This is a genomic window from Herminiimonas sp. CN (assembly GCF_000622895.1).
Taxonomy (GTDB): domain Bacteria; phylum Pseudomonadota; class Gammaproteobacteria; order Burkholderiales; family Burkholderiaceae_D; genus AVCC01.
Window position 1 is genome coordinate 1 of sequence record NZ_AVCC01000040.1, and the last position, 22,272, is coordinate 22,272.

General features: G+C 59.7%; 24 protein-coding genes. 7 read left to right on the forward strand and 17 right to left on the reverse strand.

From position 1 onward, the window contains the following. Positions 1-83 precede the first annotated feature (83 nt). Positions 84-461, reverse strand: a complete 378-nt coding sequence (locus tag HMCN_RS0110055) for a DUF4398 domain-containing protein (RefSeq protein ID WP_025917269.1) — start codon at positions 459-461, stop codon at positions 84-86. Between the two features lie 192 nt (positions 462-653). Here HMCN_RS0110055 and HMCN_RS18655 point away from each other — a divergent pair, with 192 nt between their 5' ends. Next, on the forward strand, positions 654-806 hold the full coding sequence (locus HMCN_RS18655; protein WP_081801470.1) for a DUF3096 domain-containing protein: 153 nt from the start codon (positions 654-656) through the stop codon (positions 804-806). Then, complete coding sequence (locus tag HMCN_RS0110065; RefSeq protein WP_025917270.1) at positions 803-2,884, forward strand: AsmA family protein; 2,082 nt, start codon at positions 803-805, stop codon at positions 2,882-2,884. The genes HMCN_RS18655 and HMCN_RS0110065 overlap by 4 nt, the downstream gene beginning before the upstream one ends. A gap of 35 nt (positions 2,885-2,919) precedes the next feature. On the opposite strand, the gene HMCN_RS17585 is transcribed toward HMCN_RS0110065, so the two are convergent. From HMCN_RS17585 to HMCN_RS0110080, 4 genes are all read right to left on the reverse strand, one after another. Then, positions 2,920-4,089, reverse strand: coding sequence for a response regulator (locus tag HMCN_RS17585; protein ID WP_025917271.1), 1,170 nt, complete (start codon positions 4,087-4,089; stop codon positions 2,920-2,922). Between the two features lie 30 nt (positions 4,090-4,119). Further along, complete coding sequence (locus HMCN_RS19245) at positions 4,120-4,359, reverse strand: hypothetical protein (RefSeq protein ID WP_155837522.1); 240 nt, start codon at positions 4,357-4,359, stop codon at positions 4,120-4,122. Continuing rightward, positions 4,356-6,074, reverse strand: coding sequence for an ATP-binding protein (locus tag HMCN_RS0110075; RefSeq protein WP_025917272.1), 1,719 nt, complete (start codon positions 6,072-6,074; stop codon positions 4,356-4,358). The genes HMCN_RS19245 and HMCN_RS0110075 overlap by 4 nt, the downstream gene beginning before the upstream one ends. A 111-nt stretch (positions 6,075-6,185) precedes the next feature. Further along, positions 6,186-6,935, reverse strand: coding sequence for a Crp/Fnr family transcriptional regulator (locus HMCN_RS0110080; RefSeq protein WP_025917273.1), 750 nt, complete (start codon positions 6,933-6,935; stop codon positions 6,186-6,188). 407 nt (positions 6,936-7,342) lie between these two features. Between HMCN_RS0110080 and HMCN_RS0110085 the strand changes: the two genes are divergently transcribed. Both HMCN_RS0110085 and HMCN_RS0110090 read left to right on the forward strand, forming a co-directional pair. Then, positions 7,343-7,654, forward strand: a complete 312-nt coding sequence (locus HMCN_RS0110085) for a BON domain-containing protein (protein WP_025917274.1) — start codon at positions 7,343-7,345, stop codon at positions 7,652-7,654. 98 nt (positions 7,655-7,752) lie between these two features. After that, the gene (locus HMCN_RS0110090) at positions 7,753-7,968 is read left to right on the forward strand and encodes a glycine zipper 2TM domain-containing protein (RefSeq protein ID WP_025917275.1); all 216 of its coding nucleotides are present in this window, start codon (positions 7,753-7,755) and stop codon (positions 7,966-7,968) included. Positions 7,969-8,116: 148 nt separating this feature from the next. Here HMCN_RS0110090 and HMCN_RS19825 read toward each other — a convergent pair whose 3' ends face one another. Continuing rightward, entirely contained in the window at positions 8,117-8,425 is a 309-nt protein-coding gene (locus tag HMCN_RS19825) for a hypothetical protein (protein WP_025917276.1), read from the reverse strand. Positions 8,426-8,495: 70 nt separating this feature from the next. Beyond that, a complete protein-coding gene (locus HMCN_RS19255) occupies positions 8,496-8,642 on the reverse strand; it encodes a lmo0937 family membrane protein (protein WP_155837524.1) in 147 nt (48 codons plus the stop codon). Between HMCN_RS19255 and HMCN_RS19830 the strand changes: the two genes are divergently transcribed. Next, complete coding sequence (locus HMCN_RS19830; protein ID WP_025917277.1) at positions 8,641-8,832, forward strand: hypothetical protein; 192 nt, start codon at positions 8,641-8,643, stop codon at positions 8,830-8,832. The genes HMCN_RS19255 and HMCN_RS19830 overlap by 2 nt on opposite strands. 233 nt (positions 8,833-9,065) lie before the next feature. Here the strand turns inward: HMCN_RS19830 and HMCN_RS0110115 are convergent, their stop codons facing one another. The 3 genes from HMCN_RS0110115 to HMCN_RS0110135 all read right to left on the reverse strand — a co-directional run bounded on the left by HMCN_RS0110115 (position 9,066) and on the right by HMCN_RS0110135 (position 10,602). Continuing rightward, on the reverse strand, positions 9,066-9,410 hold the full coding sequence (locus HMCN_RS0110115; RefSeq protein ID WP_025917278.1) for a zinc ribbon domain-containing protein YjdM: 345 nt from the start codon (positions 9,408-9,410) through the stop codon (positions 9,066-9,068). A 203-nt stretch (positions 9,411-9,613) separates the two neighbouring features. After that, positions 9,614-9,826 carry a DUF3820 family protein gene (locus HMCN_RS0110125; protein ID WP_025917279.1) on the reverse strand — a complete coding sequence of 71 codons (213 nt, stop codon included), beginning with the start codon at positions 9,824-9,826 and terminating at the stop codon, positions 9,614-9,616. A gap of 296 nt (positions 9,827-10,122) precedes the next feature. Continuing rightward, positions 10,123-10,602 (reverse strand): thermonuclease family protein, encoded by a 480-nt coding sequence (locus HMCN_RS0110135; protein ID WP_025917280.1) that lies wholly within the window; start codon positions 10,600-10,602, stop codon positions 10,123-10,125. A 237-nt stretch (positions 10,603-10,839) separates the two neighbouring features. Between HMCN_RS0110135 and speB the strand changes: the two genes are divergently transcribed. Together speB and HMCN_RS0110145 are read left to right on the forward strand one after the other, a co-directional pair. Continuing rightward, positions 10,840-11,778, forward strand: coding sequence for an agmatinase (gene speB / locus HMCN_RS0110140; RefSeq protein WP_025917281.1), 939 nt, complete (start codon positions 10,840-10,842; stop codon positions 11,776-11,778). 141 nt (positions 11,779-11,919) lie between these two features. Continuing rightward, positions 11,920-13,218 (forward strand): FAD-binding oxidoreductase, encoded by a 1,299-nt coding sequence (locus tag HMCN_RS0110145; RefSeq protein ID WP_025917282.1) that lies wholly within the window; start codon positions 11,920-11,922, stop codon positions 13,216-13,218. Positions 13,219-13,358: 140 nt separating this feature from the next. Here HMCN_RS0110145 and HMCN_RS0110150 read toward each other — a convergent pair whose 3' ends face one another. From HMCN_RS0110150 to HMCN_RS0110180, 7 genes are all read right to left on the reverse strand, one after another. Further along, complete coding sequence (locus HMCN_RS0110150) at positions 13,359-14,852, reverse strand: aldehyde dehydrogenase (protein ID WP_025917283.1); 1,494 nt, start codon at positions 14,850-14,852, stop codon at positions 13,359-13,361. 63 nt (positions 14,853-14,915) lie between these two features. Next, the gene (locus tag HMCN_RS0110155; RefSeq protein ID WP_025917284.1) at positions 14,916-16,319 is read right to left on the reverse strand and encodes a DUF3138 family protein; all 1,404 of its coding nucleotides are present in this window, start codon (positions 16,317-16,319) and stop codon (positions 14,916-14,918) included. Between the two features lie 58 nt (positions 16,320-16,377). After that, positions 16,378-17,214, reverse strand: coding sequence for an ABC transporter permease (locus tag HMCN_RS0110160; RefSeq protein WP_025917285.1), 837 nt, complete (start codon positions 17,212-17,214; stop codon positions 16,378-16,380). Beyond that, entirely contained in the window at positions 17,211-18,128 is a 918-nt protein-coding gene (locus HMCN_RS0110165; RefSeq protein WP_025917286.1) for an ABC transporter permease subunit, read from the reverse strand. Before HMCN_RS0110165 ends, HMCN_RS0110160 begins: the two co-directional genes overlap by 4 nt. Before the next feature lie 14 nt (positions 18,129-18,142). After that, complete coding sequence (locus HMCN_RS0110170; RefSeq protein WP_025917287.1) at positions 18,143-19,282, reverse strand: ABC transporter ATP-binding protein; 1,140 nt, start codon at positions 19,280-19,282, stop codon at positions 18,143-18,145. Positions 19,283-19,493: 211 nt separating this feature from the next. After that, a complete protein-coding gene (locus HMCN_RS0110175) occupies positions 19,494-20,576 on the reverse strand; it encodes a polyamine ABC transporter substrate-binding protein (RefSeq protein ID WP_051566885.1) in 1,083 nt (360 codons plus the stop codon). A gap of 248 nt (positions 20,577-20,824) precedes the next feature. Continuing rightward, positions 20,825-22,270, reverse strand: coding sequence for an aspartate aminotransferase family protein (locus HMCN_RS0110180; RefSeq protein WP_025917289.1), 1,446 nt, complete (start codon positions 22,268-22,270; stop codon positions 20,825-20,827). Positions 22,271-22,272: the final 2 nt, after the last annotated feature.

The following is a 22,272-nucleotide window of genomic DNA, read 5'->3' on the forward strand; positions in this document are numbered from 1 at the left end:
CATGATGGAATCCTCTGGGTTGTAGCGGCGCCAAGAGTGGCATGGCCGCATGTTGTATGGGTTGTGGTGCGAATATATGTGTCTTAATTGCTGGCGCGGTCCAGCTCTTCGCGCAGGACGCGGATGTCGTCCTGCAGGGCGTCCGCCGCGGTTTGCGCCTTGGCCGAATTGGCCTTGCCTTGCGCCAGCTTGGCATCCGCCTGCGCCTGGGCTGCCAAATCGCCGGCCAGCTTGTAGTTTTTGGCCGCCATCGCCTTATTGGCCAGGGCCATTTTTTCCCGCGCCGAATCCATCTCGACCGGTGCGAACTCCGCGCCGCCGGCAACGGAGGCATTTTCAACCGCCGCCTTGGACACCGCCACAGAAGCGGTCGCCGGCGTCTTCAGGCTGCTGCAGCCGGTGCTCATCAGCACGGCGGCGGCGCACAGGACGGTGAACCAGCGTTTTGAATTTTTTGTCATTATTGCTCTCCAGTGATCGGTTAATCGAATCTCGTATTGCTCTCGATGTATGACGTTATAGGCCGCATTTCCCGCTGGATCGGTACGCTAACGCACACAGGGCTGCGGCAATTTCAGTTAATCTGATTGCCTGGAGAACGCTCCCGGCGGCAGCCTGCCGCTTCCCCCAACCCAACTCTGAAGAGACTCGCCATGAATATCACCCTGCACCTGGTCCCGATCGTATCGCTGGTTGCCGGCATACTGATTCTTGTCATTCCACGCCTGCTGTCGACCATCGTGGCGATCTACCTGATCGTGATCGGCCTGGTCGGGCTGTTTGGCAGCGGCACCTTTTTGCGATGAAACTGCAGCGCCGCACGCAGATCGCGCTGGCCGTCGGCACCGGCCTGCTGCTGATTCCGGCTCTGGCGCTGGTGGCGCTGCAGAATGTCGACTGGAACCGCGCCCGGCCGTGGCTCAATGCGCGCACCAGCGAGGCACTCGGGCGCCCGTTTGCGATCGCAGGCGACCTGTCTCTGACCTGGAGCAGACCAGCTGCCGGGCCGGCCGCAGCGGATGCGGGCTGGCGCGGCATGATGCCGTGGCCGCATCTGGTCGCGCATGACGTGCGCATCGGCAACCCTGCTGCCATGGCAACGCCAGCAGCGGCCGACATGGCGCAGATCCGGCAACTCGCCTTTTCGCTGAACCCATTGGCGCTGCTGAAAAAAAAGATCGCGATCCCGGTCCTGCGTTTCGATGCGCCCGTGGTCAGCTTGCGGCGCACTGCCGACGGCGGCAACAACTGGACCTTCAGGCACGACGACAAGCCGTCGCCCTGGCAGCTGGAATTGCAAAGCATCGTCTTGACCCAAGGCAGCATGCATCTGATCGATGCCGTCAAGCATGCCGATGTGACGCTCGGCATCGACACCCTCGATGCCGACCCGACCTATGGCGTGGCGTGGCGCCTGGACGGCAAATTCAATGGCGAAAGCGTCAGCGGCGATGGCCGTGCCGGCGCCGTCCTATCGCTGCAGCACCAAACCGCGCCGTATCCGATCCTGGCCAATCTGCGCATGGGGCAGAGCGCAATCCGGCTCGAAGGCACCCTCACCAAGCCGAGCGATCTGGCGGCGCTCGACATGCGACTGAAACTGTCCGGCCCCAGCATGGCGCGGCTGTACACACTGACCGGCATGGTGTTGCCGGAGACGCCGCCGTTTGCGACCGAAGGCCGCCTGGTCGGCAGTCTGGGCCGGCACGGCAGCCGCTGGAGCTACCAGAAATTCAGCGGCAAGGTCGGCTCCAGCGACATCGGCGGCAGCCTCGACTATCAATCGAAACAGCCGCGCGGCCATTTATCCGGGACGGTCGTGTCGCATGTGCTGCAATTCTCCGATCTGGCGCCGCTAATCGGCGCCGACTCGAATGCCAGCAAGGCAAGCGGCAAGGTGTTGCCGGCCGAACCGTTCAAGACCGAGCGCTGGACCAGCATCGATGCCGACATCCGGTTCAGCGCCGAAAAAATTGTCCGCAAGAAGGAATTGCCGATCAACAAACTGACCACCAGCGTGCGCCTGCAAGACGGCGTGCTGTCCTTGCAGCCGCTCAATTTCGACATGGCGGGCGGCAGCCTGCGTTCGGACATCACGCTCGACGGCAGCGGCAAGGCCGGCAAAAATGCGATCAAGGCGAGCATGAAAATCACGGCCCGCCACCTGAAGCTGAAACAGTTATTTCCCACCCTGGAGCCGTTGCAGGCGAGCGCCGGCGAAATCAATGGCGACGCTTCGCTGTCGGCGCTCGGCAACTCGATCGCCAGCTTGCTGGGCGCATCGAATGGCGAAATCAAGACTCTGATCAACCAGGGCACGGTCAGCAAACTGCTGCTGGAAGAAATGGGCTTGAATATCGGCAACGTGATCCTTACCCGCCTGGTCGGCGACAAGCCAGTCAAGCTCAATTGCATGGCGGCCGATTTCGGCGTGACCAACGGCCTGATGCAAACGCGCAGCTTCATCATCGATACCGACGATGCCATTCTCGATGTCGGCGGCAGCATCAATCTGGCGCAGGAAAAGCTGGATCTGACCATCAAGCCCAATAGCAAGGGCTTGCGCGTGCTTTCTCTCAGGGCGCCGCTGTATGTGCGCGGCAGCTTCCAGCAGCCGCGCGTCAGCGTCGACAAGGGCGTGATGGCAATGAAGGCCGGAGGCGCGATGGTGCTGGGCATCTTGACGCCGATTGCAGCACTGATTCCCCTGATCAATGCCGGGCCGGGCGAGCACAGCGAATGCGCCAGGCTGCTGGCGGAGGCACGGATCAAACCGGTGGCGCCGGCGCCGGGCAAGACCTACCGCCGCAAGGCCCGGCCCGGGGCACGGCAAGGAAGGCCGGAGCGCCCGGCCGTCATGCGCGCTGGCCACGCCAGCCATTGACGCGCCGTCGGCGGTGGTCGGTAGTTTGTCGGTGGTTATTGGCCTTCGATGACGCCGACCATGATCCAGCTATCCAGCACCTGCACCGCCTTCCAGGCCATCGTCACGGCCAGCGTCGTGCCATCCTTGCGGCGCAGTGCGGCGGCCTGGGTGGGCTCGGCTGCACCGGCGATCAGCGTATCGAACATGGCTGCCAGCTGGACGCTGTTGCCGCAGCCGAAATCGGCCGGATCGATGGCCAGCAACGCGTCCCGGCTGCCGCCGTACATGCGGCACGCCGCCGCGTTCGCACCGACCACGCGCATGCTGGCGCGGTCCAGCAGGCACACGCCCTGCTCCAGCACATCGATAGCGCTGCGCAAACGCAGCTGCTCCCGATCCGGGCGCATGCGCTCGGTGATGTCCATGCCGATCCCGCGATAGCCGCTAAAACGGCTGGCCGAATCGAACATCGGCTCCCCGCTGACCTGCAGATATTGCGTCGTGCCATCGGCATTGCTGCGGCTGTAGACAAAATCGAGGAAGGGCCGGCGGGCGGCGATATTGGCGTCCAGCAGCGCGCGCTCGGCGGCATTCCAGCGCCCTGCCAGTGCCGCCTCGGCGGCCTGCGGCGTGCCGCCGGCCTCGATGCCGAGCATCTCGAACACCGGGCCGGAGACTTTGGTAAATTGCCCTTTCGGGTCCTGCTCCCAATACCAGTCCGACGACAGTTCGGTAAAGCTCTTGAAGCGGGCCTCGCTCTCGCGCAATGCGGCCGTGCGCTCCTGCACCGTCTGCTCCAGCACCTTGTTGTAGTTGCCCAATTTCTTGTACAGCAGCCGCACTTCCAGCATGTTGTGGATGCGGGTCTGGACTTCGATCAGGTCGAAAGGTTTGCTGACGAAGTCCTTGGCCCCCGCTTGCAGCGCGCGCAGCTTGTGCCCCGGCTGGGCGGTGATCACCAGCACCGGCAAATAACCGTCGGTCTCGATTGCCTTCAAGCCCTCGATGACCTGGAACCCATCCATTTCGGGCATCTGCAAATCGAGCAGGATTAGGTCAAAGCGCTGCGCCGCATGCAGCGGGCAGACCGCGGTAGGGTCCATCGTCGAGGTGATGCGCTGGTAACCTGCGTTGCGCAGCATGTGCTCCAGCAGCAAGACATTGGCTTTCTGATCGTCGACGATCAGGATGCTGGCGTTGAGTATCTCGGAGGCTTCAAGCATTGCATTCTTTCCAGAAAATTGGTCCATCTGTCAGCCAGCGATGCCGTGCGCATCCGGCATGAAAAGCCCGGGCACAGCGCGCAAGGCCGGAATACAGGGTGGTGGTGAGGCGCAAAAAAGCAGGTTGCCAAGCCGGTGCAGGCGTCGGATCATATCAATTACTGGCATTGGTATATTTTCAATCGCAATAAACACCTGCGAAAATCGGCATGAAAATGCACATACCCATGAATTTTCATGAAATTCAAAGGGGCTTGCAGGGCGCCTCATCGGAACGCTCCTGATTCCGGCGCGCCCGGCAGGCCGTTTTCCGCCGCAAAATGCAATGCGACATCCAGCGCATCCATGAATTCGCTGACCTTGATCGGCTTGGTCAGGTAACGGAAGAATCCGGCCTCCAGGCCGTTGGCGATGTCGCGCGGGACGGCGTTGGCCGACAGCGCCATGACCGGGATGTGGGCGGTTGCCGGATCTTCGCGCAAGATGCGCAGGGCGCCATAGCCGCTGATGCCGGGCAGGTTGATGTCCATCAGGATCACGTCCGGCTGATAGGTGCGTGCCAGCTCGATGCCCAGGTGGGCATCGATGGCCGTCAATAATTTCAGGTCGCTGCGGCGCGCGATCAATTGCTCGACCAGCGCCATGTTGGCCGGATTGTCCTCGACATACAGCAGCGTGCGCTGCGGCGCCACCGCGTGTGGCGCCGCCGGGCTCTGCGCATCGGCAGCGGCGCCGCTGCCAAACACCAGTTCCGGCGCGCTCGACGCCGGCAGTTCGACCCAAAACACGCTGCCGGTGCCGACACTGCTGTCGAAGCCGATGACGCCGCCCATCAATTCGACCAATTGCTTGGTGACGACCAGGCCGATGCCGGTGCCTTCTTCGCCGCTGGTCTCCTGCCCGAGCCGGTTGAACGGCTGGAACAGTTGCGCCAGCTGTTCCGGCGCCAGCCCGGCGCCGGTATCGGTGACGCTGACGCGCACCCGGTTGTCGCCGCCCATCCTGCATTCAACCACCACCGTGCCGCCGTCCCGGTTGTATTTGATCGCATTCGACAGCAGGTTGATCATCACCTGCTTGACCCGGGTCCGGTCGGCGTGGACATAGAACAGGTTCTCGAACGCAGGGAAGGTCATCCGTATCCGGCGCTTGTGCGCCTGCGGCTCGATCATGGCCTGGCAATCCTGCAGCACGTCGGTGAGCGACATCGACTCTTGCGACATCGTCACCTTGCCCGATTCGATCATGGCCAGATCCAGGATTTCATTGATCAGGCGCAGCAGATACCAGCCGGCTTGCAAGATCTGCTCGATCGACAGTTTCTGCGCCGGCGTCGGTGCCGGCGTTTCGGATTCCATCAGCTGCGCGAACCCGAGCACCGCATTGAGCGGCGTGCGCAATTCGTGGCTCATGCTGGACAGGAATTCCGATTTCGCCAGGTTGGCTTTTTCCGCAACCGCCTTCGCATGCTCCAGTGCAATATTGGTTTCCTGCAGCGCTTGCTGCTGGTCGCGCAAGCGCTGGTTGAGCCGTGCCTGCTCCTCTTCAACCTGCTTGCGCGCGGTGTTGTCGGTGCCGATCAGCAGGTAGCCGATCACCTTGTCCTGCGCATCGCGCAACGCTGTCACCGACACGATGGCCGGAAAGCGGCTGCCATCCTTGCGGATATAGGTCAGCTCGTAAATATCCTCGATGCCGCGCGAAGCCTTGAACACCAGCGCCGCGAAGCCGGGCGTGATCGGCGTATCCAGTTCCAGGCTCAGGGCCGCTGCCCGCGCGACCACTTCCTGCGCATCCGAAATCCCGGCCGGGGTGATCTTGTCGACCACATCCGCCGCCTGGTAGCCGAGCATGCGTTCGGCGCCGACGTTGAAAATCTGGATCACGCCCTGGGCATCGGTGGCGATGCAGGAAAAATTGGCGCTGTTGAAAATCGCATCCTGCAAGGCTCCCGCCTTCAGTAAAGACTGCTGGGCTGCTTGCATGAGCGGGGGTTTTTCCATTTTTTGCATGATTTCAGACAGTGGTTACGCTACAAAACAAGTTGCAAAAAGGGCCGCCGCACAATCTGCAGCGCCGGGCCGGGTGCTGCGCCGTCACCTCTGCGGCGGCGCCGTCAGGCCGCCTTGGCGCTGCCGCACATCCGACAGCAGGCGGGCGAACTCCTTTTTGACGACGTCGTAACATTCGCAGACGTTAGCTTCCAGCCCGGTTCGGTCGAGCACCGTGATGTGGCCGCGCCGGTAGCGGATGAAGCCCTGCCCCTGCAATTTGCCGGCGGCCTCGGTGACACCCTCGCGCCGCACACCCAGCATGTTGGCGATCAATTCCTGCGTCATCGTCAGCTCGTTCGACGGCAGGCGATCCAGCGTCAGCAGCAGCCAGCGGCACAACTGCTGCTCCACCGAATGATGGCGGTTGCACACCGCAGTCTGCGACATCTGCGTCAGCAGCGCCTGGGTGTAGCGCAGCAGCAGGCGCAATACCGGCCCGGCCCGATTGAATTCCTCCATCAGGATGTGGGACTTGAGGCGGTAGCCGTGGCCGCCGGTCTGCACCACCGCGCGGCTGGGCGTGGTGTCGCCGCCCATGAAGAGGGAAATCCCCAATACGCCCTCATTGCCGACGCCGGCGATTTCGGACGAGCCGCCGTTTTCCAGCACGTATTGCAGCGAGACGATCGATGTGGTCGGAAAATACACGTGCTGCAACTTGCCGCCGGACTCGTAGAGTACGTCGCCGAGCAGCATCGGAATCAATTCCAGATGCGGTGCCAGGCGGTCGAATTCAGCATCGAGCAAGGCTGCCAGAAGGTGGTTCCGGTTCGGATCGTGGGGACTGGACATGTCAGGGTTCCTGCTTCCAGTAAAGAGTCGGTTGAAGCATAAGAAAACATCCGAACGAATGCGGCTTCCAACAAGGTACCACGCCGCTCCGTTCTCCTTGCGACTTGTTCTCCTTGCGACCATAGAGCGCCGGTCGCGCCGGGTCTGTGCGCTAGCGTACATAGGAGGGCTGAACAGATCCGCGGCGCTGTGTACGCTGGCGTACAGACTGGAATCCATGGACTGCGTAATCTTGCCTCATCGCATCGCCGCACGACAGACCGCATTGCCTGCGCGGGGCGAAACAAGATTCACCAGTTGCCGCACCAGCACGCTGCAACGCCGTGAAACAGATCGCCCTGCATCTGCATCCTGCAGCGACGGGGCGCCAGGATAAGAGCATCAATCACCAACCCGGGAGTCCCACAATGAAAAACCTCAAAATCGCATCCACACTGATCGCCGCCCTCATGCTGACCACCGTTGTCGGCTGCGCCTCGACCAATAAACAGGAAAGCACCGGCCAATACGTCGACGACACCGTGATCACTACCGCTGTCAAGGCGGCGATCTTCAACGAACCGACCCTGAAGGTTGCGGAAATCAATGTCGAGACCTTCAAGGGCGCAGTCCAGTTGAGCGGCTTCGTGCGCTCGCAGGACGACATCGCGACTGCCATCAATGTCGCGCGCGGCGTCAATGGCGTGAAATCCGTCAAAAACGACATGCGCCTGAAGTAATTCCGGCCCTGGCGCGCACCGCGCCAGACCGGGAGTGCAGCGCTGGCCGCTGCACTCCGGTTTTGCTGCAGCATGTTTAACCCAAAAAGGCACACTAGATGAATACGATGAAAAAATTGGCAACAAAGACGGCACTGATCGCCTGCGTGCTTGGCTTGACGGCATGCGCCGGCATGTCGACGCAAGATAAAAATACGGCAGTCGGCGCCGGCGCCGGCGGCGTGCTGGGCGCGGTATTGACCGGCGGCAGCGCAATCGGCACCGTCGGCGGCGCGGCAGTGGGCGGCGTGATCGGCAATCAGATCAGGCGCTGAAGCACGCTGGCAGTGGTTGCAGCAAAGAGAATGCCCCGCTTGCGGGGCATTCTCTTTGCCGGGCTGCTGGACCTTGCTTTGGATTTTAAACCGCTGCAAGGCGCCGGCTAAAAAGCCTTGCCGCAACTGCGCAAGGCTTTCAAAAAACTCAATGGTCGTGCTTGTTCTTGCGATGATGCTTGCCGCGCCATGCGTTGCGTGCATCGTTGCGCTCATGGGCGGCAGCGCTTACGGCTTGCCCATGATTGCGCGGGTTGTCGCGCCATTCCAGGGCGCGCAATTGCCGTTCACGCCAGTCATTTTCGTACTGCGGCTGGATATAGACCGGTCGGGGCTGCACAAAGACGCCCGGAACCACCACATTGATGTCGACGGTTGCCGCAACGCCAGGGACGGCCGCGAGCATGAGAGTAGTGCCGGCAATCAAGCTGGCTGCGATGGTGAGGTATTTTTTCATTATGTGTTCCCTTGGTTAGTGATCTTGATTGGTGATGCATGCGGCGCGCCTGATAGCGCGCAACACCACACTAGATGCCGCGGCCGCTGATCAGGCGCAGCAATATCATGACCACGGCAATCACCAGCAGAATATGGATGAAGCCACCGAGGGTGGTGGAGGTAACGAGGCCGAGCAGCCACAGGATGACCAAAACGACGGCGATGGTGTAAAGCATGATTTTTCCTCTTCTGAATGATGTTGCGCATGCGGCTCCCAACCCGGCCCGACGCATGGCGCAAGACGGGATGAAACCGCTTTCGATGTCGAAATTTGACGCTCTTCTGGAAAATATTGACACCTTGAAAAGGAGTATCCGTGTTGCAGATCTCGCGGTCTGTACGCTGGCGTACACAGTCAGGCGATGACATTGGAAAAGCAGGCGAAGGGCTGCAGCCAACAGGGTGATGCGATGCGGGGATATTTGACCGTCTGCCATGCAGCGCAAGGACCGCTCCGGACGATCCTGCAAAGCCGTCATCCTGCCCCAAAATCCGATTGCGGCTATCTTCCAACCGGCAAAAAGGCATTCGGCAGTCTGGCCTCAGGCAAGCGATTGGGCCTGGCCAGTTCCGGAAGAATTAGCCACAGGCCGGCAAAATCACACTTTCTTAACGAACTCCGATTTCAGGCTCATGGCCCCAAAGCCATCGATCTTGCAGTCGATGTCGTGGTCGCTGTCGACCAGGCGAATATTCTTGACCTTGGTGCCCATCTTGACGGTCCCGGCCGAACCTTTCAGCTTCAAATCCTTGATTACCGTGACGGTATCGCCGTCCTGCAACACGTTGCCGGCTGAGTCGCGGTAGATCTTGCTGCCTTCCTCAGCCTGCTCGGCGCCGGCGTGCACATTCCATTCATGGGCGCACTCGGGGCAAATATACAGGCCGCCGTCCTCGTACGTAAAATTGGAATTGCATTTTGGGCATGGAGGTAAAGCACTCATGATGTTGTCCTTGTGGAGTAAGGCGATCGCCTTAAAAAAGGAAGCAGTATACTGCGTGTCTGTCCGAAGACGATTCAACTTGCGGATTTCGGCAGTCTTGCACGCGCGGTTGGCGGCTCAGCGGCGCAAATACTGGCTTGGCGCAGAAATCGAATAATTGTCGCTTGGCCCGGTCGATCCGCCGACAAAACTGCGGCGGCGATTCAGCGATTCCGCAGCGGATCGAGCAGATGCGTGAGCGCGTTGTGGTCGAGTTCGTACATCAGCGCGATCAGGCTGCCGAGTTCGCCTTTCGGGAAGCCTTCGCGCGCGAACCAGCCGAGGTAATGGCCGGGCAGGTCGGCGATCAGGCGGCCTTTGTACTTTCCGTAGGGCATTTCACGGGTGACCAGCAACTGCAGATGTTCGGGTTTCATGGTTGGCGGCGATGCGGTTTTGCTGCGTGCTGCCCATCACGATGGGCAATTGAAAAAAAACATACCCCAGTTTTTCAAACTTCCAGCGAATATGCGCGCCTGATTCGAATCTATTGCCTACACCCGCCATTATGAGCGAATTCCAAGCCGGCCTTGGCGCTGAATGCTGCCGGCCATGCAGTTAAGCGATCGCAGCCGCATGGATGTCCTTGCTTGAATGTCAGGGAATTCTACAGTTGACCGGCAGCAAACGCATGCGCGCGGCGCCCGCGTCCCTTGCACCTTGCCGTCCCTGCTCATCGCCGACGCGGGATGACGTCAACCGGAATTCCCCAGATGCCGATCCCCTTGGCGCGGGCGATTTTTTCCAGCGCCCAGTATTCGACCGGTGCATCCGGCAGCGCAACTGCCCATCCGCTTTGGAGCATCCATAGGCTCAGGTCTTCATTCCCGGAGCTGCAGCTGGCGGTGATGCTGCCGTCGGGATTGTTCGCCCAGGGGATGCAGTGCACGAAATCGCCCGAGATCTTGAATTCCAGCGCCAGTGACGCCCTTGGCCCGCACGGCGCGGGGTTGATGAAGGTGTAGCAGATCTGCTGCGTCGGCGGAATGTAAATGCCGTAGAGGCGAATCAGGTAGCCGGCGACTTTCAGCGAGCCATCCTCCTGCACGAACGCGAAGCTGGAAATCTCGGACTGGGTCTGTGCCGCTTGCGCAGCCGCCATCCCGACCCATGCCGCGAGCAGAATATGGAGCACCTGCTTGCCTGTCTTCATTTTGCACCTCGCACTGTCGTGTTGAATAAACTGACGCGAGATTGATGTTACCGGTTTACTGAGCGCGCATGGGCAGGCAGGGCCGCTCCATTTTTTCCGGACACGGAGAATCGATTGACATTGCAAAATGGCCCCTGAAATTATTGCTTAATTGGACCTTTTTTAGGGCCATTTTTGCATGCACAATAAGGAAATCAATCCGCTATCCCCAACCAACCTCAATTTCGGAGTCGACCTATGGTCAACCATGAATTCGCTTACCGTTCCAGCGGCACCTACGTCAACGCGCCCGGCCGCGCCGCCGCGCCGGACCTGCCGTTTGCGCTGGCCGGGCTGACCTTTGACGGTGCGGTGACCAACCGTCCCGGCGCGCGTTTCGGGCCGCAGGCGATCCGGCTGGCGTCGCAGATGCTGTGCGATGCGACTCACCCGCATTTCGACACCGCACCGCACGGCTATCTGTGCGACGCCGGCGATTTGCTGCTGCCCAATACCGGCATTGGCGCGATGCGCGAGGCGCTGATGCCGCAGGCGACCGATCTGTTCAAACATCATCACATGCTGTGGCTGGGCGGCGACCATTCGGTCACGCTGCCGCTGTTGCGCGCGCTCAATGCGGTGCATGGCGGACCGGTGGCGATAGTGCATTTCGATGCCCATTGCGACACCTGGACCGACCATTTCGGCGAGCCGTCGGGCCACGGCACCTGGGTCTACGAGGCGCTGCAGGAGGGCTTGCTGCTGCCGCAGGCTGCGATCCAGATCGGCATCCGCTCGTCCGGCACGCGCGATGCGCGCGAGTACGTGAATACGGTCGGCGGCCGGGTCTTCACCGCGCGCGAGTTGCGCGGACTGGAAAGCCCGGCCCAGCTGGCCCCGGTGCTGGATGAAATCCGCGCCCGCATGGCGCAGGCCGGCAATCCGCCGGTCTACCTGACGCTCGACATCGATTGCCTGGACCCGGCGTTCGCCCCCGGCACCGGCACCCCGGAACCGGGCGGCATGACTTCGGCGCAGGTACTATCGATCATCGAGGAACTGGCCGACCTGAACTGGTGCGGGATGGATTGCGTCGAAGTCGCGCCGCCCTACGACCATGCGGAACTGACCGCGAATGCCGCCTCGACCTTTGTCTGGACCTATCTGTGCGGCCAGATCAAGCGCCGGATGAAGTGATAAATAGCGGCAGTATATTGAATTAATTGGCGCTTCCCGCTTATGCTTACTGGCTGCATAAAAATACACGTATCAGTATAAAAACCGGCTTGCGACCGGTGCAGAATGCTCCCGCTTGACGGTGCACATGAAAGAGATGCAATGCTGCTCAACAAAGAAACCGAACTGACCCAGGACTCCTACTATGAAGCGAGCGTCGCCCGTGCGGCGGCGTCGCCCGCGCTGGCCGGGCGCAGCAGCGCCGATGTGTGCGTGATCGGCGCCGGTTTGGCCGGCCTGTCGGCGGCGCTGGAGCTGGCGCAACGCGGCTACAAGGTGACCGTGCTGGAGGCGAAGCAGGTCGGCTGGGGCGCATCCGGGCGCAACGGCGGGCAGGCGATCGTCGGCTATGCCAGCGACGATGCGATCGAGGCCCAGCTGCCGGCCGCCGATGCGCGCCGCGCCTGGACTCTAACGGTCGAGGGGCTGCAACTGCTGCGCGACCGGATCGGCAGCCACGGGATCGAGTGCGATTACCGGCCCGGCTACCTGAGTCTGGCGCGCAACCCCAAGAAAGGCCGGGAACTGGCGGACTGGGCCCGGCATCTGCAGCAGGACTACGGCTATCCGCTACAAGCAATCCCGCCGCAACAGATGCCGCACTGGATCGCCAGCAAGCGCTACCATAGCGGCGCCTTCGACCCCAATTCAGGTCATCTGCATCCGCTCAAATACTGCCTCGGGCTGGCCGCTGCGGCGCGCGCGGCCGGCGTCGTCATCCATGAGAACGCGCCGGTCACGCAGGTGCTGCGCGGCGCCCGGCCGCTGGTGAAAACCGCGCACGGCGAGGTTGCCTGCAACTTCGTGGTGCTGGCGGGCAACGTCTACCTGAACGAGTTCGGCCATGCGATTGCGCCGCAACTGTCGCCGCGTATCATGCCGGTCGGCACCTACATCACCGCCACCGAGCCGATAGATGCGGCGCGCGCGGCGGCGCTGATCCCGTCGCAGGCGGCAGTGTGCGATACCAATTTCGTGCTCGACTATTTCCGCCTGAGCGCCGATCACCGGCTGCTGTTCGGCGGCCGCGTCAGCTACAGCGCCGTGACCCCGCGCAATCTGGAAGCCGCGATGCGGCAGCGGATGCTGGACGTGTTCCCGCAACTGTCCGATCTGGCGCTGTCGCATACCTGGGGCGGCTTCGTCGATATCACGCTGAATCGCGCCCCGGATTTCGGCCGGCTCGACGGCAACCTGTATTACCTGCAGGGCTTCTCCGGCCATGGCCTGGCGCTGACCGGCATGGCCGGCAAGCTGGTGGCCGAAACCATCGCCGGCCAGGCCGAGCGCTTCGACCTGCTGGCGCGCATCAAGCATCGCCCGTTCCCCGGCGGCGCGCTGATGCGCATGCCGGCGCTGGTGCTGGGCATGCTGTATTACCGCTTGCGCGACATCCTGTAGATCCCGAAAAATGCACGATTACCTAGGGGTATCACTGAAAATAGTGTGACTACCGCATATATTTTCTGTGCATCATTAAAATACAATGCCAGGTATATTGAAGGCGCGATCTGCCTTACCGGCAGATCGCGCAGGCCAAATCAGGCAATCTTGATCCAGGTGGTTTTCAATTCCGTGTACTTATCCAGCGCATGCAGCGACTTGTCGCGCCCGTTGCCGGATTGCCTGACGCCGCCGAACGGCACCGTGATGTCGTCGTCGTCGTAGGAATTCACATGCACGGTGCCGGCACGCAAGGCGCGCGCAGTCCGTATCGCCTTGTTGATGTCGGCAGTCCAGACCGCCGCCTGCAAGCCATACGTGGTGGCATTGGCCTGGCGGATTGCATGCTCCAGATCAGTGAAGCCGATCACCGACAGCACCGGCCCGAAGATTTCCTCCCGGGCGATTTTCATGCTGCTGTTTACGCCGTCGAACAGGGTCGGCGCGACGTAATAGCCGCCGGATTCGATGCGCTGCCGGGTCCCGCCAGACAGCAGCCTGGCGCCATCGGCCTGGCCGGATTCGATATAGCCGAGCACGGTCTGGAGCTGGATGCTGTCGACGATCGCGCCCATTACGGTGCTTTCATCCAGCGGGTCGCCGGGCTGGAAGCCCGGCAGCATCGCCACCGCTTTCTCCAGGAACTGCGCCTTGATCGATTCCTCGACGAACAGGCGCGACGGCGCGTTGCAGCTTTCGCCCTGGTTGAAGTAGATCGCGCCGATCGATGCGCGCACTGCGGCGTCCAGATCCGGGCAATCGGCGCAGACGATATTGGCCGACTTGCCGCCCAGCTCGGTCCAGGCGCGCTTCAGGTTCGACTGGCCCGCGTATTGCATGATCAGCTTGCCGACCTTGGTGGAACCGGTGAAGCCGATGCAATCGACATCCATGTGCAGTGCCAGCGCGCTGCCGGCTTCGTGGCCGTAACCCGGCACCACGTTGAAGACGCCGGCCGGGATGCCGGCTTCCAGCGCGATTTCGGCCAGCCGCAAGGCGCTCAAAGGGGATTTTTCAGAAGGCTTCAGCACCACGCTGTTGCCGGCTGCCAGCGCCGGGCCGATTTTCCAGGCGGCCATGATCATCGGATAATTCCAGGGCACGATCGCCGCCACCACGCCGACCGGCTCGCGCGTAATCAGCGCCAGTGCGGTGTCGGCGGTCGGCGCGATTTCGTCATAAATCTTGTCCACCGCTTCGCCGTACCAGCGGATGCAGTTGGCGGTGGAAGGCACATCGACGCTGCGGCTGTACCGGATCGGCTTGCCCATGTCCAGCGTCTCCAGCAGCGCCAGTTCATCGCGATGCTGCAGGATCAGGTCGGCAAACCGGATCAGCGTGCGTTTGCGTGCAGCCGGCGCCAGGCCGGCCCAGCGCCGATCGTCGAAGGCCGCGCGCGCGGCCAGTACTGCCGCATCGACATCGGCCGCATCGCAACGGGCCGCATCGGCCAGCTTGCGGCCATCCACCGGCGACAGGCACTCGAAGGTAGCGCCCGATTGCGCGCCAACGCGCCGGCCGTCGATGAAGGCGCGACCGTCGAATTGCATTGAAGCAGCCTGTGCGCGCCAATCGGTTTTCTGTGTTTGCATCATGATTACTCCAAAGCGAATGAAAACGGGCGCCAGGCGCCCGTCGTTGTGGCAAGCCTGAGATTAGAATTTGACCAGGGTCGAGACACCCAACAAGGTATTGTTGTTTTTATAAGTTCCTGATTTCACGTCATAAAATACGTCCTGACTGGCATGGTCATGGCGCAATTCGAACTTCAGCAAGGCATTGCTGCTGATCGTGTAATTCATGCCGAGCGTCAATGCGCTGCGGTTGGTCCCTTTCAGGCCGACGCTGGGATCGGCATTGAACGCCTGGATCGCCGTCAGCGACGGACCGAAACCATTGCGGGCATCGCCGCAAAGGGTTCCACTACCGGCCTGCGGAAATCCAGTTGACTGATCGCATTCCGGGAAGGTCAGATTAGGCGTGCCGCCGCCATTTTTTTCATTGCGGATGTAATCGCCACGGACCACGCCTTCCAGACGGGGGGTGAATTTATAGGCTGCCAGCGCCGACAAGCCGAACCAGTTGGTATCTTCGCCGGTGAAGCTGCCGCGCTTGAACTGGCCGGCCTCGATCTGTCCCGACATAGTAATGTCACCGCGTGTGAAGGAAGCATCGAGTTCGCCGTAATTCAGACTGGTGCCGTCGACCGGCTTGCCATGCAGGCCGGCGGCGCCAATGCCGGTGAATTCATCCATCGTGTAATCCACCCGCCAGTGCAATGTGGGCGAGCGATGATCGGTGATGCGGCCATTATTCAGGTTACCGACGATGGCCTTGGTTTCCCATTTGCCGTCGAGATGATCCAGTCCGACGCCGGTCATGAAAGTAGGGCCGGTGAAGTCGAACAGCAGGTTGCCGGTGACGGTCTTCTTCATGTCGGCACGCTGGAATTCGTAGCCCTGCCAGGAACCGACCTGACCGGCGATGAATTTGTTGCCGGACCCCATGGGAATCGTGACGAACGCCTGATTGACGATCGAATTGCTGTTATAGCCGCCGCCATCGCCCGCGCTCTTGTGCGGCATCAGTTCCAGCAGCCACTTGGTGCCGCCTTCCATTTCTTTCTCGAAACTGATCAGCGCCGAGCCGAGGAAGGCATTGTCATACGCATACGATGCGTTCGACCCAGGTCCGCCATGGCTGTTCTGGTCGCCGAAATTCTTCATGAACACGAAGCTGGACGTATTCTGGCGTTGGTTCATGATGTAGGTCGGGTCCATGTAACCCGTTACCTTCAGACCTTTCAAACCGTTTGCCTCCAATTGTTCGCTCATTGATTCGCTGTTGAGCTTGACGCGATTGAACTCGGCCTTCATGTCGCTATCGGCAGCGCCGGCAGCCGCATTCATGTCGGCCTTGGCGCTCACTTTTTCAACCATGGCTTCCAATTGTTGGACCTGGATCTTCAGTGCTTCCAATTCCGCTTTGAGGTCTTTCGCACTTTGTGCAAATGCCGCGGCCGGAAATGCCATCGCGATGGCAAGCACGATTTTTTTCATACTATATTGCATGTTATCTCCCTTTTTTACTGGTAAATGATGCTGCTGCCTGGTACTACTAAGATTCCGCGTTGAATGCTGCCGAAATCTGCCTCTGACGCAAACGCTCCGCCCGGGCGATATACAGGCTCGACAGGATCACGCCGATACTCACCACCAGAATCGTCAGGGCAGCCACCACATTGACGCGCGGATCCAACCCCAGACGCGCCCGGGAAAAAATGACGATCGGCATGGTGGACGAACCCGGCCCGGACAGGAATGCCGACAACACGACGTCATCCAGCGACAAGGTGAATGTGAGCAGCCAGGCCGATGCCAGCGCCTGCGTGATATTGGGCAAGGTCACCAGGAAGAACACCTGATGCGGCCTGCATCCAAGATCCATTGCAGCCTCTTCGAGCGACTTGCTCATCTCGCGCAGGCGGGACTGGACCACGACCGTCGCGTACGCCATGCCCAGCAACGTGTGCGCAATCCAGATCGTGACCAGACCGCGCTCAGGGCCGCCGAACAGTTTTTGCAGCGACACCATCAACAGCAACAATGACAGGCCGATGATCACTTCCGGCATCACCAGAGGGGCATTGACCATGCTGCTAAATAGCGTGCGGCCAAAGAATTGGCGATACCGGTCCAGCACGAACGCGGCAAACGTACCCAGCAAGACGGAAGAGAAAGCGGTCAGCACCGCAATTTTCAAAGACAGCGTGAAACCGGCAATGATTTCGGTATCCTGTGGCAAGGCGCTGTACCACTGGGTCGAAAAACCGCTCCAGACCATGTCCTGGCGTGAACTGTTGAAAGAGAACACGATCAGCACAATGATCGGAATGTAGAGGAACAGGTAACCGACCGACAGCCAACCCCGTCCAAACCAGCGATAACCGTTCATATGGCGCCCCCTTCCTGCTTGGCCTGGTATTTATTGAAAATAGCCATTGGCAACAAAATCAGCAAAATCATCACGACCGTGACCGCCGAGGCCATCGACCAATCGTTGTTACTGAAAAACTCATCCCACAACACGCGACCGATCATCATGGTTTCCGGGCCACCCAACAGTTCAGGAATCACGAACTCGCCGATGCAGGGGATCAGCACCAGCATCGAACCGGCCACGATCCCCGATTTCGACAAAGGAACCGTGATGCGCCAGAAAGCCTGCCAGGGCGTCGCTCCCAGATCGGCCGCTGCTTCCAGGAAACGGATATCCAGCTTCGCCAGATTCGCATACAGCGGCAAAATCATGAACGGCAGATAGGCATACACCATCCCGAGCACCAAGGAAAAAGACGTATGCATCATCTGCAACGGCGCATCAATCAGGCCCAATGAAAGCAGCAATTGATTCAACAGGCCGTTGGTCGCCAAAATACCTTTCCATGCATAAATGCGCAGCAGGAAAGAGGTCCAGAACGGCAGCATGACCAGCATCAGCAACGTCGGACGCAGGGTCGGCCTGGCGCGGGCCATGAAGTACGCGAACGGATATCCGATGACCAGGCACAACAGCATGGTGATGACCGCAAACTTCAGGGAGTTCAGGTAGGTGAGCAGGTACAGATCGTCCTGGGCGATGAAGATATAGTTGGATATCTTGATCTTGAGCGTCACGAAACCATCGACGTAACTCAGCAAGTTGCCGAACGGGTCAACCGGACTGAGCATTTCCGTCACGCTGATCTTGAAGACGATCAGGAATGGCACCAGAAATATCAGCGACAACCAGACGAAAGGCACGCCGATGACAAGGCGGCGGCCGGTCAGCCAGCGCAGTGTCAGCATGTACATCAGATTTTTTTTCATATCGGCATCCGTCCTTATCGGGTCAGGACAACGATGTTGTCCGGATTCCATCTGGCATAGACTGTTTCACCGAACTCGGGTTGATGTCCGGCAGAACGCTGGGTATTGGCGATGGTCGCCTTGACCAGAAGCCCGCTAGCCAATTTCACGTGATAGACCGTGTAACTGCCCAGATAAGCCCAGTCAACCAGTGTTCCCTCGACGCAGTTGTACAAACCCTCGCCCAGGTCCTGCGGCGGATCGAAGCTGATAATGATTTTTTCGGGACGGATGCCGACCGATACCGGCATGCCCATGGTGCCGGTAATGCCGTGCCCGACAAAATGCTTGCATTCAGGCGTCTGCACGACAACATGATCCGGTTCGTCTTCAATCACTGCGCCGTTGAACAGATTGACATTGCCGATGAAATCGGCGACGAAGCGGCAATTCGGCGTTTCATAAATTTCTCTGGGCTTGCCAATCTGCGCAATACGCCCTTCGCTCATGATCGCAATGCGCGAGGCCATGTTCATCGCCTCTTCCTGGTCATGCGTGACCATCACGCAAGTCACGCCGACCTGCTCGATGATGTTGACCAGTTCCAGCTGGGTTTGCTCGCGCAACTTCTTGTCCAGCGCGCCCAGCGGCTCGTCCAGCAGCAGCAGTTGCGGCCGCTTGGCCAGGCTGCGCGCCAGTGCGACGCGCTGCTGCTGGCCGCCGGACAATTGATGCGGCTTGCGTCTGCCATAGGCTTTCAGCTGGACCAGGCCGAGCATCCTGTCGACCCGCTCGCCGACCTCATCCTCGGACATGCCGTCGCGGCGCAGGCCGAATGCGATATTGTCCCAGACGCTCAGATGCGGAAACAGTGCATAGGACTGGAACATCATGTTGATCGGCCGGTGATACGGCGGCACGCCCACGATATTCTGCTCGTTCAGCAGGATCTGCCCGGAAGTCGGTGCTTCGAATCCGGCCAGCATCCGCAACAAGGTCGATTTGCCGCAGCCGGAACTGCCCAGCAGAGCAAAAATCTCGCCTTTCTTGATGGCGATGGAAACATCGTCCACTGCGCGCACACCGTCGAACTCCTTGACCAGATTGCGGATCGACAGGAAAGGCTTCTCATCGCCGGGCGCGGGTACTACCGAGACGTTCTTATCAGTCGTCATGACAGAATTCTTACTATAAAAAGTGGATGAATCTAAAACCATGGTTTCAGTTTTTAGAACTTACGCAAAGCATCAGCGCATGCAGTAGTGCTTCGGGAGCGAACATGGTCCGACCCGCCTCCTGCACAGTGACATGCATGTTTTGCGTAAATCCTATTTTTAATTAACCTGGTCGGCATGCCCGACAAGAGGGCATGCCGACAGCCAGTCATCAGAGCCCCGATTTGAACTGGGTGAAGATGCGTGTCATGGCCCTGCGGATATCCGTATTCACGGAGTCAGGCGCAATCATCTTCTTCAAGTCGTCGGCAGACAGGAATACCGTTTTATTGTCGGCAATCTCTTTCTTGACGAATTTCAGGCTGGCCGCGTTCGGGTTGGCGTAAAACACCTTGTTGGTCAGCGATGCATCGACTTCGGGACGCATGATGTAGTTCATGAACTTGAGCGCATTGTCCGGATGCGCGGCATCGCTCGGAATGGCCATCGTGTCAAAGAACAAGGTAGCGCCGGTTTTGGGAATCAGGACTTCGATCTTCACGCCTTTTTTTGCATCCATTGCACGCCGCTTTGCGATATTCAGGTCGCCTGACCAGCCCAGTGCCAGGCAGACCGAACCGTTGGCCATATCGTTGATATAGCCGGAGGAGCTGAACAAGGTCACGTAAGGGCGGATTTTTTTCAGCAACTGCCCTGCTTCCTGGTAATCGGTGCTGCTCTTTGAATATGCGGGCTTGCCGAGATAATGCAGGGCGGGAGGGAGAACTTCGGACGGCGCATCGAGAACCGAGACGCCGCAGGATTTCAGTCTGGAGACATACTTGGTATCGAACACCAGATCCCAGGCATTTTCCGGCATCGGCAGGTCGCCCAGGGCGTGCTTGACTTTATCGACGTTGATGCCGACCGTTGTATACCCCCACAACCAAGCGACTAAATGATCGTTATGGGGATCGATTTTGGCAATTTGTGCCTGCAATGCAGAATCGAGATTGACCAGATTCGGCAGCTTGCTCTTGTCGAGCTTGCGCAAGAGTCCGCCCTCGAGTTGCATTTTTGCCCAGTTTGAACTCGGAACCACGAGATCGTAACCGGTTCTGCCGGCAACCAGCTTCGCATGCAATATCTCGTTGCTGTCGAAATTGTCATAGCGGACCTTGATGCCGGTCTCCTGCTCGAAATTCTTGATGGTGTCGTCAGCAATATAGTCCGACCAGTTGTAGATATTGAGGACTTTTTCTTCCTCTGCCATTGCCGGAGCCGCTGCCAGTGCTGCCAGTGCCAGTGCCGTCATCCCGACCATCTTCGTCAGGCCGGATCCGATACATTTACTTAAATGTCGATTCCACATCGTTGCTGCCATCATTATCTCCTCCTGTTGTTTCAAAATGAAAGTACCCTCAGCATCAACATCACTCTTACGCCTTATTCGTTGAGCCACCGTGCCATAGCGCTTGAACAAGAGTGATGCTATCGATTCATGCCGACATTGGCAATTTTTCCCCATCGCTTTTATCGGACGACCTATCTACCGACTGATTTTTACAGGCAACCGCGCTGCTTCAAATCTGCCAGGGTCTGATCCAGGCAGAACCGGATCAATGCAACCATCTCGTCGATCTGGGCCCGTGTCATCACCAGCGGCGGCGCAATGATCATGCGGTCACCTACTGCGCGCATGATCATGCCGTTGTTGAACATGTGACCGCGACACACCATGCCGACACCCACATCTTCGGGGAAGGAAACCGCATCAAATATGGTCGCGCCCTTTTCCTTGACCAGAACCAGCCCGGCGACAAAGCCGCAAGCCTCCGCCATGCCAACCAGCGGATGATCGGCCAGTGCCTCGAATTGCTGCTTCAGATAAGGGCCGGTTTCTTCGCGGACTTGATCGACCAGTTTTTCTTCGCGAATGATGCGGATATTTTCCAGCGCTGCGGCACAGGCAACCGGATGGCCCGAATAAGTGAAGCCATGATTGAAATCGCCGCCCTTCTCGATCAGCACCTTGGCCACGCGATCGCCCACCATCACGCCGCCCAGCGGGATATAGCCTGAAGTCACGCCCTTGGCAAAGGTCATCAGATCCGGCCTGATGCCGAAGCGTTCCGAACCGAACCAGTAACCCAGACGGCCGAAACCGCAAATGACTTCGTCGGCGATCAGCAAGATGCCGTATTTGTCGCAGATGCGCTGGATCTCGGGCCAGTAAGTCGATGGCGGGATGATCACGCCGCCGGCGCCCTGCACCGGCTCGCCGATGAAGGCAGCGACCTTGTCCGGACCGACTTCAAGGATCTTGTCTTCCAGCCAGGACGCCGCTTTCAGGCCGAATTCTTCCGGCGTCATGCCCTTGCCGCCTTCCAGGTAGTACGGCTGGCCGATGTGTTCGATGCCGGGAATCGGCAGACCGCCCTGCTCGTGCATGCCGGACATGCCGCCCAACGAGGCGCCTGCCATCGTGCTGCCGTGGTAGGCATTGTGGCGGCTGATGATCACATGACGGTCTTTGTAGCCCAGCAGGTCCCAGTAACGGCGCACCATGCGGATGTTGGTGTCATTGCCTTCCGAACCGGAGCCGGTGAAAAAGACATGATTAAACTGGGCCGGCGCGATTTCGACCAGTGTCTTGGCCAGCTCCACCGCCGGGATGTTGGTGGTGTTGAAGAAGCTGTTATAGAAAGGCAGTTGCTGCATCTGGGCATAGACCGCGTCCGAGATACGCTTGCGGCCGTAACCGACGTTGACGCACCACAGGCCGGACATACCGTCCAGAACGCGCTTGCCTTCGGAATCCCAGAGATAGATCCCCTCGCCCTTGACCATCACGCGGGCGCCACGGCTGGCCAGATCCTTGAAATCGGTAAATGGATGCAGATAATGGGCGGAATCCATCTCCTGGATTTCTTTGGTGTTGTATTTCACTTGCTGCTGGGCTGCTGCAGATGTAACGATGGCCGTCGGTGCGAGTATGTTTGTGTTCATGA